Origin of the sequence: Mesorhizobium sp. M0244 (genome assembly GCF_040321795.1) — a bacterium.
Classification (GTDB): domain Bacteria; phylum Pseudomonadota; class Alphaproteobacteria; order Rhizobiales; family Rhizobiaceae; genus Mesorhizobium.
In genome coordinates this window covers 1-14,944 of record NZ_JAMYSE010000004.1, presented here as the reverse complement: position 1 = coordinate 14,944, position 14,944 = coordinate 1, and the positions used below count along the sequence as shown (strand labels likewise).

The window sequence follows — 14,944 nt, the reverse complement described above, 5'->3', positions numbered from 1 at the left end:
TCGGACCAATCTCGTGAACCATTTCGACTACCGCGACGGCGCACTGCATGCTGAGGACGTGGCGATATCAGATATCGCCGCCAGCGTCGGCACGCCGTTCTATTGTTATTCGACGGCGACGCTGACCAGGCATTTTCGCGTCTTCGCCGAAGCTTTTGCCGGGCTCGACGCCCTCGTCTGCTATGCCATGAAGGCGAATTCCAATCAGGCCGTGCTAAAGGTGCTGGCCAGGCTCGGCGCCGGCGCCGACGTGGTCTCGGAAGGCGAACTGCGCCGCGCTTTGGCCGCCGGCATTCCGGCAAGCAAGATCCTGTTTTCGGGCGTCGGCAAGACTGCGCGCGAAATGGATTTTGCGCTCTCGGCCGGCATTCTCTGTTTCAACGTCGAATCCGAACCGGAGCTGGAGCTGCTGTCGGCCCGCGCCACCGCACTGGGCAAGATCGCGCCGATCTCCCTGCGCATCAACCCAGATGTCGACGCCAGGACGCACAAGAAGATTTCGACTGGGAAGGCCGAGAACAAGTTCGGCATTCCCTGGCAGCAGGCGCGAAAGGTCTATGCCAGCGCGGCTGAGTTGCCCGGCATCAAGATCACCGGCATCGATACCCATATCGGCAGCCAGATCACCGAATTGCAGCCCTTCGACGACGCCTTCGCCCTGCTGGTGGAGCTGGTCGGCGCCTTGCGCGCCGACGGTCATGCCATCGAGCATATCGATGTCGGTGGTGGCCTCGGCATTCCCTACCGGGTCGACAACAACCCGCCGCCTTTGCCCGATGCCTATGCCCAGATCGTCAGGAAGCATGTCGCCAAGCTCGGGCTGAAGGTAATGTTCGAGCCGGGCCGGATGATCGTCGGCAATGCCGGCATCCTGGTCTCGGAGGTGATCTTCGTGAAGGAGGGCGACGCCAAGAACTTCCTCGTCGTCGATGCCGCGATGAACGACCTGATCCGGCCAACGCTTTACGATGCTTTCCACGACATCAAGCCGGTGCTGCAGCAGCCGGCCGCAGCACCGCGCATGAAGGTCGACGTGGTCGGCCCGGTCTGCGAAACCGGCGACTATCTCGGCCTCGACCGCGACTTGCCCCGGCTGAAGGCCGGCGACCTGATCGCTGTCGCCACCGCCGGCGCTTATGGCGCCGTCCAGGCCGGCACCTACAACACCCGCCTACTGGTGCCGGAAGTGCTGGTCGACGGCGACCGCTTCCACGTCGTGCGCCCGCGCCAGACCTACGACGAGCTGATCGGGCTGGATTCGGTGCCTGACTGGTTGAAATAGATCATGACCCCGAAAACTGGGAACCGGTTTTCGGAAACGATCGTGGTCAAACAAAAATGGATCGCCTGCAACGCTACAGCCGGTGCTGAACGCTACAGCCGGTGCTGAATAAGTGCCCTGGTCTCGGCGATCCTGTCCTCGTTCCGGCGATAGAATATCCACTGCTTGATGCGCTTGCTGCGCAAAAGCCCTGCTTGGGTCAGCACGCGCATATGCTCGCTGAGCGTTGCCTGGGTGATCCCCAGCTTTTCCGCGATCAGCAGCGCGCAGACGCCGTCCTCGACCAGATCGCCGTCCGTCTGCGGCGGAAAATGCGCGCGCGGGTCCTTCAGCCAATCGAGGATCTGCAGCCTGCGCTCGTTGGCGATCGCTTTGAAGACGTCGACCTCTTGCATTTAGGCACTTTGCCAAGTTACTAATTAATGTCAACTCTGAATGTCAACTCTGGGGGCGAAGCATGCTGCACGGCCACACGATCACCCGCGAGCGCATTGCGGCGATAGAACCCCGCATCCGGCCCTTCGTGCGCCACACGCCGGTGCTGCGTGTCGACATGGCCGATTTCGGCCGTCCGCCTCTCAGCATCGACCTGAAGCTCGAGTGCCTGCAGCATTCCGGCTCGTTCAAGGCGCGTGGTGCGTTCACCAATCTCCTCGAACGGCCGGTTCCCGCAGCTGGCGTCGTCGCCGCATCCGGCGGCAATCACGGCGCCGCCGTCGCCTATGCCGCCATGCGACTCGGCCACAAGGCGACCATCTTTGTTCCCGAAGTGAGCCCGTCGGCCAAGCTGGACCGCATCCGCGGTTACGGCGCCGAGCTGATCGTCGGCGGCGCCCGTTATGCCGAGGCGCTGGCCGCCAGCGAGAGCTTCGCCGAAAAATCCGGCGCGCTGCAGATCCACGCCTTCAACCAGGAGGAGACGCTGGTCGGGCAAGGCACGCTCGGGCTTGAGATCGAGGCCGACCTTCCGGAGCTCGACACGCTGCTGGTCGCCGTCGGCGGCGGCGGCCTGATCGGCGGCATCGCCGCCTGGTTTTCCGGCCGCATCAGGATCATCGCCGTCGAGCCGGAGGGCGCGCCGACGCTTCATCGCGCCTTCGAGGCCGGCCGGCCCGTCGATGCGCCGACCGAGGGCATCGCCGCCGACTCACTCGCGCCAAAGCGTGTCGGCGAAATGATGTTTCCTATCGCCGAGGCTTTCGTCGAGCGCTCGATATTGATCAGCGACGACGACATCATCGCCGCCCAGGCGGCGCTGTGGGACCGGGTGCGAATCATCTCCGAGCCGGGCGGTGCGGCCGCCTTCGCGGCGCTCCTGTCCGGCCGCTACAGGCCGGCTGCGGGCGAGCGCGTTGCCGTTCTGGTCTGCGGCGCAAACGCCAATCCGGCGAAATTCTGACAATATCCGGGGCATTATTGTTCACGTTTTGGGGAACCGCCTCGCCTTCGCCGTGTTTGTTGGTATCCTTAGGTGACGTGCAACCGCCTGGATGCACGAAGTACGCGCTAAGATTTTAGGTCTTCGCATCGTGCTTCCCGAAAATCGACTTTTCGGGTCCATGCGATAGACTCGTGAGGTCCGGGCTGTCCCGCCCGGCCAGGAAGGGCCGATGACGCAACGACCCATCTTCACCAGCCATCGCAGCCTGGCCGGGCGCCTTGCCTTGAGCCGGCTGGCGACGCAGGTCTCAATAATTGTCGAGCGCGGCTGGCCGTTGCTGCTGCCGCTGATCATCGTCGCCAGCCTGTTCCTCAGCATCTCGTGGCTCGGCCTGTTCCCGCTTTTGCCCGATTTGGCGCGGATCGGTCTCATCACGGCATTCGGCGTCGCAGCGCTTGCCGCACTCTATCCATTGCGTTTCTTCCGCACGCCATCCAGGGCCGAGGTCGACCGCCGCATCGAGGCGGCCAATCGATTGCTGCACAGCCCGGTGCAGGTCCAGACCGATCGCCCGAGCGGCAAGGAAAGCATTTTTTCGCAAGCCCTGTGGCGCGAGCATCAGAGGCGCATGGCGGACCGGCTGGGCGACCTTGGCGGCGACGTGCCGCGCACGCGCGTCCCCGAGCATGACCCGTGGGCGTTGCGCGCCGTTGCAGCGCTTTTGTTGGTCACCGCCTTTGCCTTCTCCTTCGGGCCGTCGGGCGGCAGGCTGAGTGACGGCTTCGTTGCCCGTGCCGCGCGCGACGCCGTGCCGCCGCGCATCGACGCCTGGGTGACGCCGCCGGCCTATACCGGCCGGCCGCCGGTATTCCTCACAGCTCCGGTTCTTGCCAACCCAGTCCTTGCCAACAACGTCGATCAAGCGGCCCCAACCTTCACCGTTCCGGAGGGCAGCGATATATCGCTGCGCGTCACCGGCGGTTCGGGCGAGGAAACGCTGAGCTACGCCGACGCCGGCGGCAACACCCGCGCCATCGATCCGACCGGGCCGCAACTCACCAAGCCGGAGGCAAATACGGCAACGGCTTCCAACGTGCGCCAGTTCGCCGGCAAGCTGACGGCCGACGGCACGCTGACGCTGCAATCCGGCGATGGTGACCTCGGCCGCTGGGCCTTCGCGATAATCCCGGACAAGCCGCCGCAGATCCGCTTTGTCGGCGAGCCGAAACGCGCCGTTAACGGCGCCTTCGAACTCAACTAGCAGATCGACGACGACTATGGTGCGGCCTCCGCCAAGGCGGTTTTCGCATTGGCCGATCCGCAGGCGCCCGAGGCGCACCCGCTCTATGGCCCGCCGGAAATGCCGCTGTCGTTGCCGCGCCGCGGCGGCAAGGCCAATGCCGCCAGGACGACGAAGGATCTGACCGACCACGTCTGGGCCGGTGGCAACGTCAAGCTGTCGCTCGTCGCCACCGACGGCGCCGGACACACGGCAACCAGCGAAACCAAGACGCTGGTGATGCCGGAGCGGCCATTCTCCAACCCGCTGGCGCGGGCGCTGATCGAGCAGCGCCGCATGCTGGCACTCGACGCCAATAGCAAGGATCGCGTGCTCGATCTGATGGATGCGATCACGCTCAGGCCCGAAGACACGTTCGACAACATGACGCACTACCTCGCCATCATGAGCGCCCGCACCCGGCTGAAGATGGCCGACAGCGACGACCAGTTGCGCGACGAGGTCGCTTACCTCTGGGAGATCGCGCTCGGCATTGAGGAAGGCAATCTTTCGGCGGCCGAGAAGCGGCTGCGCCAGGCGCAGCAGGCGCTGCAGGAGGCGATCAAGAACGGCGCCAGCGACCAAGAGATCGAGAAGGCGATGAAGGAACTGCGCGAGGCGATGAACCAGTTCCTGCAGGAATTCGCAGCGCGGGCGCAGCAGAATCCAAATGCGCCACAGATGCAGCAGAACGGCCAGGAACTGCGCCAGAGCGACATCGACCGCATGATGGACCAGATCGAGAACCTGGCGAAATCCGGCGATCGCGACCAAGCGCAGCAATTGCTGTCGGAGCTGCAGGACATGATGAACAATCTGCAGGCAGGCCGCCAGCAGCAAGGCGGCCAGCAGGATAGCGAGATGCGCCAGCAGATGGACAAGCTGGGCGAGATCATGCGGCGCCAGCAGGAGATGATGAACGACACTTTCCGTATGGATCAGATGCAGCGCGGCCAGCAACAGCGCGGGCAGAATCGCGACGAGCAGCTCGGCGAGAACGGTGAGCAAGGCCCGATGGGCGAAGAGGGCAAGCCCGGCCCGGGCGACGACCGCGATCCGCTCGGCCGGCCGAAGCCGATGACGCCGCAGGAATTTGCCGATGCGCTGAAGCAATTGCAGGAAGGCCAGGGCAAGCTGCAGAGCGAGCTCGAACAATTGAGGAAGGGCCTCGAAGGCATGGGCCTCGACCCCAATGAGGGATTTGGCGAGGCCGGCAAATCCATGGGCAATGCCGAACAGGCGCTCGGCGAGGGCGAGGGCGACCAAGCCGTCGGTCACCAGGGCCGCGCATTGGAAGCCTTGCGCAAGGGCGCCAAGGACATGATGAAGCAATTGCAGGCGATGCAAGGCGACCAAGGCGGCAACGGGCAGGGCGGACGCCAGCAGAATGCCGATCGTGACCCGCTCGGGCGGCCCCGCACCAGCGAGGGTCCCGATGACGGAAGTTCGGTGAGAGTGCCTGACGAGATTGACGTGCAGCGCGCCCGCCAGATCCTCGAAGCGATCCGCAAGCGGCTCGGTAACGCGCTCAGCCCCGATATCGAGCGCAGCTATCTGGAGCGGTTGCTGGAGCTGAAGTAAGGCTGCCCTCTATATTCGGAAGATCGCCGTGCGCGGTCCGTGGTGACCGCCATCGCCGGACTGAGCGACATGTTTAACGGTTGGTGAACGCCTCGCGAATCGCCTCTTCCATCCCGTCGATAGCCTCGCCGGAAGCGTTCGGATTGCGCCGCAGCACTACGTTCGAGGAATCGATGTCGCCGAACCCGTCGGCGGCCGTAAGTTCGCGGCAGCCGGCCGGGATGTTGCTGCGCGAGATCGGCGCAATCGCCAACCCGGAGGTGACGGCGAGCCGCAGGCCGCCATTGGTATCGCTGGTGTAGGCGACACGGTAGGCGAGACCGCGCTGTTCCAGCGACTTTATCGCGAAATCCTTGCACCAGCCGGCACGGTTGTAGAGCGCGATCGGTACCGGCCGCTCCTCCTGCATCTGGTGCAGCTCCGACGTCACCCATACGGTCGGGTCATGCATCAGCACCTCACCGCCTGTGAGATCCTGCCATTCGAACACCACCGCCAGATCGAGTTCGCCGGCGGCGAGCGCCGCGATCTGCGCACCAGAATGCGCGTAACGGACGGTGATGTCGACCTGAGGATGGCGCTTGGCAAAGGCGCCGAGCGCGCGCGACAGGATCGCGTGGCCATATTCCTCCGGGATGCCGATGCGCACCGGGCCGCCGAGCGGCGCCGCGACCATCGATGCCGCCGTCTCGTCGAGCAGCGACACAATCCGGCGGGCGTTGGCGATGAGCTCGCCGCCGCGCCGCGTCAGCGCCACACCGCGCGAGCCGCGCTCGAACAGGCTGTCGCCGACCATGCCTTCGAGCTTCTTCATCTGCATCGAGACCGCCGACTGGGTGCGGCCGGCCCGCTCCGCCGCCTTGGTGAAATTGCCGGTGTCGGCGACCGCCACGAAGGTGCGCAACAGGTCGCTGTCGAGATTGGGTCGCATGCCGTCCGCCATAAGAATATCTGATAGCTGGCATCATTCCAATTCGTTTGCAACATGTCAAACGGCGGACGATAGTCATCTCACCCATTGGATATGCGGCCGCGAAATCGGCCGCGGACCAATCAAAAGTCCTCACTCGTACCCGCTGCCCGAAACGGTGGCGGGTTCTTTTTACCCGGATGCAGGCCTGCTTCCGACCGCGCATGCAGGAGACCGGAGCGCCTATGCAGAATCGGCTTGTGCTCGGCATCCTCAGCCTCTGTCTCGGCGTGCTGGTCTTTTCGCTGCAGGACCCGCTGGTCAAGGCGGTGTCGAGCCACTATCCGGTCACGGAGGTGATGGCGATCCGCTCGATCGTCGCACTGCCGATCCTGGTTTTCCTCGTGCACGCCGATGTCGGATTGCAGGCGATCCTGTCGAAGCGATTCGGCATGCTGACGATGCGCGCCTTCATCCAGTTCACCTCCTACACGGCCTACTATCTGGCAATCGCCGCCCTGCCGCTGGCTGACGCGGTGGCGCTCTATTTCATGGCGCCGCTGTTCATCATGGCGCTGGCCGGCCCTTATCTCGGCGAACGCGTGTCCTGGCAGGCGCTTGCCACCGTCCTGGTCGGCATGCTCGGCGTGCTGGTGATGGTGCGCCCGGGTGCCGGCTTGTTCGACTGGGCGGCGCTGCTGTCGCTAGGCTCGGCTCTGCTCTACGGTTTCTCGCAATTGATGGCACGCAAGATCGGCGACACCGAATCGTCGACCGTCATGGCGTTTTACCAGAACGGCGCCTATCTGGTCGGCGCTGGCTTGGTGGCGGGCTTGTTTTGGCTGGCAGGTATTGACCATGCCGTGCATCCGAGCCTCGAATTCCTCGTCCGGCCATGGGTTTGGCCGACAACGCTGGATCTCTTGAAGATGGGGGCATGCGGCTTCGTTGCCTCGGCCGGAATGATCCTGTTGTCGCAGGCCTACCGGCTGGCGCCCGCCAACAGCGTCGCCACCTTCGAATACACCGGCATCATCTGGTCGCCGCTATGGGGTTTTCTGTTCTTTGCCGAAGTGCCGCGACCGGCGACGGCGGCCGGCGCAGCCCTCATCATCGGCGCCGGCCTGTTTGCGCTCAATGCCAGCCGGCGCCGGAGCGGCGCGCCAGCCATTGCGGCGACCTGCGACCCTGCCTGAAGGCGGTCAGGCGAAGCAGGCGAGCACCTGTTCGACGCGGGCGCGGATTTCAGCCAGCGTGAACGGTTTTTGCACGACGTCGAGAATAATGCCGTCCAATTCCTCGGCGCGCTCGCGCTGGTCGGCATAGCCGGTCATCAGCATGATCTTCATCGCCGGGAAAAGGACCACTGCCGCCTTGGCCATCTCGATGCCGTCCATCTCGGGCATGCGGATGTCGGACAGCACAAGGTCGTAGCCACCTTGCGCCGCCCGGATCAGAGAAAGACCGTGCGCGCCGTCGGCGGCAATGGTGACATTATGCCCGGCGCGTTCGAGCGCACGGGCGGCGAGGGTGCGGACGGATTCATCGTCCTCGACGATCAGGAGCTTTGCCATGGGCAGGATATTTGACGGGGAAAAGTTGATGTTTCCTGAAAGCCAGGAAAGGCCATGAGGCCTTTTCAAAATTCGCTCCGGCGAGGCATATGGCGTGGTTTTCGAGAACCGGAGCGGAGCGGACATTCAAGTCCGTGAGCACCGGAAGCGCAGAAAACCGCGTCAGATGACCGCCGGAGTAGAATTTTCAAAAGGCCTCAGGCGTCGCCCTTGACGACGCCGACAAACGGCAATTCGCGAAACGCGTGGGCGACGTCCATGCCATAACCGACGACGAAATAATCGGGGCAGTCGAAGCCGACATAATCGGCGTTGAGCGTGGTCTGGCGGCGCATCCGCTTGTCGAGCAGCACGGCGATGGCACAGCTCCTGGCTCCGCGCGACAGCATGAGGTCGCGGGTGAAGCTCAGCGTCTTGCCGGATTCGAGGATGTCGTCGATCAAAAGCACGTCGCGGCCGGCGACCTCGTTGTCGATGTCGCGCAGCACCCTCACCTCACCGCTGGTCGTCCCGGCACCGTAGCTGGAGATGAAGATGAACTCGACCTCCGGCGACAGGCCGACATCGTGCATGGCACGGATAAGATCGGCGGCGAAAATGAACGATCCCTTCAGCACCGAGATTACCAGAAGGTCGTGGTAATGGTGCCCGGCGATCTCCTTGGCAAGTTCCAGGTTCCGCCGCGCGATGGCGGACGCCGAAAACAGGACTTCGATGTCCTTGCCGCGCACAACTGGCATTGGCCGCCTTTCCAAAAGTGATCGCCTCGCAGGCGAAGCTGACCGAAACGGTCTTCAACCCCGTTTCTAGGCATGTCGAGCCGGCTGGCAAAGCCAAATCTTTCGCAGGGCGCCCGCGAACGGTCGGATGTCCGCAGCGCATCGCGAACCGTTTATCTGGTAACCTGTTGATTTTCTGGCGCCGTTCTAACGAACCAGCGCGTGGCCGCCCGAAATCCAGAAGGCGGCAAAGGCGGCGCCGACGCCGGCAATCCAGAAGATCGGCCCACCGTGCAACCACAACGGCCGTTCGACGGCGGTTTCGGGCTTGCGCAACATGTCCATGCCTTCGATCGAAGGCGTAGAAATCATGCGCGTAGCCGGCGGCGCAAAGTCTGGACGCGTAAAATGGCGGGGCAGCACCTCATAATCGGCATCGATGACGTCGGCGGTCACGTCGCGCATGATGCGTTCCGGCTCGGCGGCCGGGTCGGTCATGATTTCGCCGGAAACCGGGCGCGCGGTTCGATCCTCAGCCATCATGGCCCAACACTACAGCACCTGTTCGCTGTTCGTTTCTTTTGGGTAAACGGAAATGGTTAACGCTTCCCCACCGGAACCCCTGTGACTCGCTCGAAAAGCCCCCTAATTAACCGCCGGTTAACCATGCCGGCCGATGGTCTTTCCACAGAAAGGGCTGGCATCTTGCCGCCGAGAATTCCAGGTCGTCGAAAGTGATCCGCTTCGAAAATGTCGGCCTCCGCTATGGCATGGGTCCGGAGATCCTCCGCGACATCTCCTTGCACATTCCGGAGCGCTCCTTTCAGTTCCTGAGCGGACCTTCGGGCGCCGGCAAGACGACGTTGCTGCGGCTCCTGTTCATGTCGCTGAAGCCGACGCGCGGCCTGATCACCATTTTCGGCAAGGACCGCTCGCGCATCTCGCGCACCGAATTGCCGCATCTGAGACGCCGCATCGGCGTGGTGTTCCAGGATTTTCGCCTGCTCGACCATATGACCACCTACGAGAACGTGGCCTTGCCGCTGCGCGTGCGCGGCCGCGAGGAGGCGACCTACCGCACCGACGTCACCGAGCTGCTGAAATGGGTCGGCCTCGGTGAGCGCATGCATGTGCTGCCGCCAGTGCTGTCCGGCGGCGAGAAGCAGCGCGCCGCGATCGCCCGGGCCTTGATCGAGCAGCCCGAGATCCTGCTCGCTGACGAGCCTACCGGCAATGTCGACCCGCCGCTGGCGCGACGCCTGCTGCGGCTGTTCATCGAGCTCAACCGACTGGGCACTGCCGTGGTGATCGCCACGCACGACCTCGGCCTGATGGAACAGGTCGACGCACGGCGCATGATCCTGGCCGGCGGAAGGCTGGACATCTATGACTGAGCTTTCCGTCCAACAGTTCGAGGATCAGGACGCCGCGGCGGCAAAGCCCCGCGTTCAGCGCAAGATGGCGCCGATCGTGCCGGCGCAGAACGTCGCCGGCCGGGCGCTGGTGCTGGTCATCGCCATCATGACGTTTCTGTCTTGCCTGACCTTCGGCGCGGTAACGCTGGTGCGCGACACCGCCTCGGTCTGGCAGAATCAGATCTCGCGCGAGGCGACGATCCAGATCAAGCCGGTCGACGGCCTCGACATGGAGGCCGCGCTTGCCCAGGCCTCGCAGATCGCCGGCGAATTCCCCGGCGTGAAAAGCGCCGAGATCGTCGACCGCGAGGCAACGGCCCGGCTGCTCGAGCCCTGGTTGGGCTCGGGCTTGAACATCGATGAGCTGCCGGTGCCGCGCTTGATCATCGTCACCATCGACGAGAACAACCCGCCCGATTTTGTCGCACTGCGCGCGGCGATCACGCCGAAGCTGCCGAGTGCCTCGCTCGACGATCATCGCACCTGGGTTGACCGGCTGGTTGCCATGGCCCGGACCACGGTAACGATCGGCATCGCTGTGCTGGCGCTGATGCTGTCGGCGACGGTGCTGACAGTGGTGTTCGCGACGCGCGGCGCCATGGCCGGAAACGGCCACATCATCGAGGTGCTGCATTTCGTCGGCGCCGAGGCGCGCTTCATCGCACGCGAATTCCGCCGGCATTTTCTGGTTACCGGCATGAAGGGCGCCGCGGCAGGCGGCGCCGCGGCGATCCTCGTCTTCATCATCTTCTCCTGGTGGTCGTCACGCAACATGGCAACGCCGCAGGCCGACCAGGCTACCGCCCTGTTCGGCAATTTCGCCATCGGCTCCGCAGGCTATCTCGGGGTCGCTGTCATGGTGCTGGTGATCGGCGCGCTGACGGCGGCAACGTCACATTTCACCGTGGTTACCTATCTCAGCGACATCGACATTCGCCAGCCGGACGCCGGCTAAAGGAAAGATCGATCACGGATGAAAACGCATCGTCACGAAAATTGCATTTTTTTCCTACCAAAGGCCGTATTTCGGGATTAACCATGCGATGATGGACCGGGACTCGACCGATACCGCTGGGTGCATGCCGGTGCTGGTTGCGCGTCCGCATGAATTCACCAAGCCAGACGAGTTCGTCAAGCCAGATGGGTTCGCCAAACACGGGCGGCTGCTGGCAGCCCGCTCCTTGCGCATCTCGGCTCTCCTTCTGCTCGCTCTCGTGGCGCTGTTTGTCGCCGGCTTCGGCTGGTTCGCCAATACCGTCAGCCATCTGACGACGCCCGCCAATCCGGCAAGGGCCGACGCTATCATCGTGCTGACCGGCGGCCAGTCGCGCCTCGACGCCGCGATGGGCCTGCTTGCGTCAGGCAAGGGCGAGCGGCTGCTGATCAGCGGCGTCCATCCTTCCGCCAGCCGCCGCCAGCTTCAAGCCGCGACCGGCGGCGACAAGAGGCTGTTTTCTTGCTGCGTCGACATCGACCGCGCTGCGCTCGACACGATCGGCAACGCCGAGGAAAGCGCCAAATGGGTCGAGGACCACGCCTACGGCACCGTCATCCTCGTCACCAACAATTATCACATGCCGCGCAGCCTGCTGGAAATGGGCCGGCTGCTGCACGGCGCAAGGCTCGAGCCCTATCCGGTGGTCAACACCAACCTCGAGAATGGCGGCTGGCTGACCAAGCCGGAAGCGTTGCGCGTGCTGTTCACCGAATACAGCAAATACCTGCTGGCGCTGGCGCGCGGCATCATGCCGGCGAAGCAAACGCCCAACGGCGTCACGCTGGCCGACGCCGCGGGCGGAAACTGAACGGCACTGGCACTTTTCATTCCCTGGCTGTTGGATCCGAGCGCAAGCGCGCGATCTCCTGCTCGAGCCGTTCTATGCGCCTGTCGCGTTCGGCCAGAGCCGCCGCCACGTCGGCCGCTTCGAAACGCTGCGGGATATGCTGCGAGCAATTGGAATCCCAGGCCGAAACCGCAAACAGGATGACCTGCTCGGGTCGCGCTTTATAGTCGTGCGGCATCAGTCTTGCCGTCAGCTCGGCATCGCCCTCGACGACGCGCGCTTTGCCCCAGATCTTGATGCGCTGCCGCTGCGCATAGTCGATCAGGAACAGGAAAGCCTGCGGGTTGTCGCTGAGGTTGCCCTGAGTGATGAACTGCCTGTTGCCGGAAAAATCGGCAAAGCCGATCGTCCGCTCATCAAGTACCGTGAGGAACCCGGCAGGCCCGCCGCGATGCTGGATGTAAGGCTGGCCATCCGCATTGGCGGTCGACAGGAAGACACTGGTCTGGGCCTCGACGAAAGCGGCGAGATCGGGCGTGATTGCTGCCTGCCAGCCGCCACGCTCCTCGACACGGGCATAGGTCTGGCGCGTGCCCTTGCGGGCCTGGATCGCCTTGACCGTCGGTGTGAAGGCGACATCGCTGGTGTGAGCGTTCATCAAAACCCTCCTGAAGCGCCGAACTGCGCTGCATTACTCACTCCGGAAATAGAGCCTTCCATCTTCGAGATGCAGATGCCATATCTGCAATCTATCCTTCCACTTTTCGGAAGGAGCAATTTTTCGGGAGAGCTATGGATCGCCTCCAGTCCATGTCGCTTTTCGTTGCCGCGGCGGAGACAGGCAGTCTTTCGGCCGCTGGGCGCCGCTTCGGCATTCCGCTGACAACTGTCAGTCGCAAGATTTCGGACCTGGAAAAACACCTGAAGACACGGCTGTTGAATCGCTCGGCGCGGCAGCTGTCACTGACCGACGCGGGCCACGCCTATCTCGCCGCCTGTCGTCGCATTCTCGACGAGGTCGGCGAGGCCGAGCGGACAGCCGCGGGGGAATACAGCGCCCCGACCGGCGAACTGATCGTTACCGCACCGATCGTCTTTGGCCGCCTGCATGTGCTGCCGGTCGTCACCGGCTTCCTCGCCGCCTACCCCGACGTGAGCGTCCGGCTGACGCTCGCCGATCGGATAACCCAGTTGGTCGAGGAGCACATCGATCTCGCCATCCGCATCGGCCAGCTTGCCGATTCGAGCCTGATCGCCCTCCGCCTGGGATCGATCCGCCGCGTCGTTTGCGCGAGCCCGGCCTATCTCGCCGAGCACGGCACGCCGAAAACCCCGCAAGAGCTTGCGGCGCACAGTGCAATCACCTTCGAAGGGCTCACCGCCGCCAGCTGGAGCTTCGCCACCGGCAAGGCCGAATTCGCCGTGCCGATCCGCTCCCGGCTACGGGTCAACACCGCTGAGGCGGCAATCGATGCGGCGATTGCTGGCGTCGGCGTGACCAGGCTGCTTTCCTACCAGATCGCCACCGCAATTCGATCGGGTACGCTACGCCCTGTGCTGCAGGAGTTCGAGCCCGAGCCATGGCCGGTAAGCCTCGTCCATGCCGGCCAGGGGCTGCTGCCGGTGAAGCTGCGCGCGTTCCTCGACTTCGCGGCCCCGCGCCTGAAGCAGCGCCTGGTACAGGCGGCGTGGCAGGCGTGACGGAGACGGCCTATCGCAAGACCGGAACCGATCTCCGGCCTCGCGCCGTTTCCTTTTTGCCGGCGCTTGGTGTAACCAACGCACACCTCCTCACCGGGCACTTGCTGCATGCTCCATATCCGCTCGCTGGCGTTCAATCTCGCCTTCTACCTCAATTTGATCGTCCAGATGATCCTCTGGACCCCGTATTATTTCCTGTCGCCGCGCCATCGCGCCTGGTTTGTGCCGAAATTCTGGTCGCGCACCAGCATGTGGCTCTACGACAAGATCGCCGGCACCAGGAGCGAGATCACAGGCCAGGAAAACCTGCCCAAAGGCTCCTTCATCCTGGCGCCGAAGCACCAATCCTTCTGGGACGCGATCGCCTTCCTGCCGTTCCTCGACGATCCCGTTTACATATTGAAGCGGGAGCTGACCTGGATCCCGTTCTTCGGCTGGTACATCTTGAAAATGCGGATGATTCCGGTCGACCGCGGCAGCCGGTCGAAGGCTTTGAAGATGGTGATCGCCGCGACCAAACAGGAATTGGCGCGCAATCCCCGCCAACTCATCATCTATCCCGAGGGCACGCGCCGGGCGCCGGGCGACGAACCGGTCTATAAATACGGCATCGTCGAACTCTATGCGCAACTTGGCATTCCGGTGGTGCCGGTCGCTCACGTCGCCGGCCTCTATTGGCCGCGCCGTAAATTCCTGCGCTATCCCGGCACGATCAAGGCGCACTTCCTGCCGCCGATCCCGCCCGGCCTCGGCAAGGATGAATTCATGCAACGGCTGATCGGCGAGACGGAAGCCGCCTGCGACCAGCTCCTCGTCGAGGCGGCGCAGACGCCGAACCCGCCGCCGATGCCGCCGACGGCAGTGAAAAGGCTTGGTGAGCTGGACGCGAAACCTGAAATGAAAGGCTGAAACAACAGCCTCAGATGCCGCAAGGGCTCACGGCAGGGCAGCCAGAGCGGCTGTCGCAACCAGCGTCACGGCAAACACCAGATTGACGATCCGCGAAGCCAAGGGTTTGCGCAACATACGTGCAAAGGCCGCGCCGGCGAGAAGCCACAAGAGATGAATGGCAACGATCATCAAGGCGAGGACCGCCAGCTTGGCTGAAACAGCAAGATCGCCGGCGCCAGAAGACGCGCCGGCGAACACGGCGGCAATCGCCACATAGGCTTTCGGGTTGGCGACGGCCAGAAGGAATCCACCAAGGAAGGTGGGAAGGGCCGCTCCACCGACGCGGGGGGCGCCCGCCCGCGGCGCCACCGGCAGGAGATTGCCCAACTAGTATGATGCACCACAATGTAGCACCCGCACCCCCCCC

The 14,944-nt window shown here is 63.9% G+C and carries 15 protein-coding genes and 1 pseudogene; 9 read left to right on the top strand and 7 right to left on the bottom strand.

What is annotated here, in order from left to right; genetic code table 11:
* The first annotated feature begins 13 nt into the window (after nt 1-13).
* The gene (gene lysA / locus NKJ08_RS04825; protein WP_352528864.1) at nt 14-1,282 is read left to right on the top strand and encodes a diaminopimelate decarboxylase; all 1,269 of its coding nucleotides are present in this window, start codon (nt 14-16) and stop codon (nt 1,280-1,282) included.
* A 92-nt stretch (nt 1,283-1,374) separates the two neighbouring features.
* Here the strand turns inward: lysA and NKJ08_RS04820 are convergent, their stop codons facing one another.
* Nucleotides 1,375-1,677 carry an ArsR/SmtB family transcription factor gene (locus NKJ08_RS04820; protein ID WP_023677929.1) on the bottom strand — a complete coding sequence of 101 codons (303 nt, stop codon included), beginning with the start codon at nt 1,675-1,677 and terminating at the stop codon, nt 1,375-1,377.
* Between the two features lie 62 nt (nt 1,678-1,739).
* On the opposite strand from NKJ08_RS04820, the gene NKJ08_RS04815 reads away from it, so the two are divergent.
* Nucleotides 1,740-2,681 (top strand): threonine/serine dehydratase, encoded by a 942-nt coding sequence (locus NKJ08_RS04815; protein ID WP_352528862.1) that lies wholly within the window; start codon nt 1,740-1,742, stop codon nt 2,679-2,681.
* 211 nt (nt 2,682-2,892) lie between these two features.
* A pseudogene (locus tag NKJ08_RS04810) lies at nt 2,893-5,523 on the top strand (TIGR02302 family protein).
* Between the two features lie 73 nt (nt 5,524-5,596).
* Here NKJ08_RS04810 and NKJ08_RS04805 read toward each other — a convergent pair.
* Nucleotides 5,597-6,454 carry a LysR substrate-binding domain-containing protein gene (locus NKJ08_RS04805; RefSeq protein ID WP_352528858.1) on the bottom strand — a complete coding sequence of 286 codons (858 nt, stop codon included), beginning with the start codon at nt 6,452-6,454 and terminating at the stop codon, nt 5,597-5,599.
* A gap of 224 nt (nt 6,455-6,678) precedes the next feature.
* Between NKJ08_RS04805 and NKJ08_RS04800 the strand changes: the two genes are divergently transcribed.
* Nucleotides 6,679-7,629, top strand: coding sequence for a DMT family transporter (locus NKJ08_RS04800; RefSeq protein WP_352528857.1), 951 nt, complete (start codon nt 6,679-6,681; stop codon nt 7,627-7,629).
* Between the two features lie 6 nt (nt 7,630-7,635).
* Here the strand turns inward: NKJ08_RS04800 and NKJ08_RS04795 are convergent, their stop codons facing one another.
* From NKJ08_RS04795 to NKJ08_RS04785, 3 genes are all read right to left on the bottom strand, one after another.
* Complete coding sequence (locus tag NKJ08_RS04795) at nt 7,636-8,007, bottom strand: response regulator (RefSeq protein WP_352528855.1); 372 nt, start codon at nt 8,005-8,007, stop codon at nt 7,636-7,638.
* A gap of 197 nt (nt 8,008-8,204) precedes the next feature.
* Nucleotides 8,205-8,747 carry a hypoxanthine phosphoribosyltransferase gene (hpt, locus tag NKJ08_RS04790; RefSeq protein WP_352528853.1) on the bottom strand — a complete coding sequence of 181 codons (543 nt, stop codon included), beginning with the start codon at nt 8,745-8,747 and terminating at the stop codon, nt 8,205-8,207.
* A gap of 186 nt (nt 8,748-8,933) precedes the next feature.
* Complete coding sequence (locus NKJ08_RS04785) at nt 8,934-9,224, bottom strand: hypothetical protein (protein WP_352528851.1); 291 nt, start codon at nt 9,222-9,224, stop codon at nt 8,934-8,936.
* A gap of 236 nt (nt 9,225-9,460) precedes the next feature.
* Here NKJ08_RS04785 and ftsE point away from each other — a divergent pair, with 236 nt between their 5' ends.
* From ftsE to NKJ08_RS04770, 3 genes are all read left to right on the top strand, one after another.
* Nucleotides 9,461-10,120, top strand: coding sequence for a cell division ATP-binding protein FtsE (gene ftsE, locus NKJ08_RS04780; protein ID WP_023677923.1), 660 nt, complete (start codon nt 9,461-9,463; stop codon nt 10,118-10,120).
* Entirely contained in the window at nt 10,113-11,096 is a 984-nt protein-coding gene (locus tag NKJ08_RS04775; protein ID WP_352528849.1) for a cell division protein FtsX, read from the top strand. The genes ftsE and NKJ08_RS04775 overlap by 8 nt, the downstream gene beginning before the upstream one ends.
* Before the next feature lie 88 nt (nt 11,097-11,184).
* Entirely contained in the window at nt 11,185-11,946 is a 762-nt protein-coding gene (locus NKJ08_RS04770; protein WP_352528847.1) for a YdcF family protein, read from the top strand.
* Nucleotides 11,947-11,962: 16 nt separating this feature from the next.
* Here the strand turns inward: NKJ08_RS04770 and NKJ08_RS04765 are convergent, their stop codons facing one another.
* Entirely contained in the window at nt 11,963-12,583 is a 621-nt protein-coding gene (locus tag NKJ08_RS04765; protein WP_352528845.1) for a pyridoxamine 5'-phosphate oxidase family protein, read from the bottom strand.
* Nucleotides 12,584-12,717: 134 nt separating this feature from the next.
* Here NKJ08_RS04765 and NKJ08_RS04760 point away from each other — a divergent pair, with 134 nt between their 5' ends.
* Nucleotides 12,718-13,626: a LysR family transcriptional regulator gene (locus NKJ08_RS04760; RefSeq protein ID WP_352528843.1), complete on the top strand. Its 909-nt coding sequence runs from the start codon at nt 12,718-12,720 to the stop codon at nt 13,624-13,626.
* Nucleotides 13,627-13,734: 108 nt separating this feature from the next.
* Nucleotides 13,735-14,535: a lysophospholipid acyltransferase family protein gene (locus NKJ08_RS04755; protein ID WP_352528841.1), complete on the top strand. Its 801-nt coding sequence runs from the start codon at nt 13,735-13,737 to the stop codon at nt 14,533-14,535.
* Between the two features lie 27 nt (nt 14,536-14,562).
* On the opposite strand, the gene NKJ08_RS04750 is transcribed toward NKJ08_RS04755, so the two are convergent.
* The gene (locus NKJ08_RS04750; protein ID WP_352781503.1) at nt 14,563-14,904 is read right to left on the bottom strand and encodes a LysE family transporter; all 342 of its coding nucleotides are present in this window, start codon (nt 14,902-14,904) and stop codon (nt 14,563-14,565) included.
* Between the last annotated feature and the right edge of the window lie 40 nt (nt 14,905-14,944).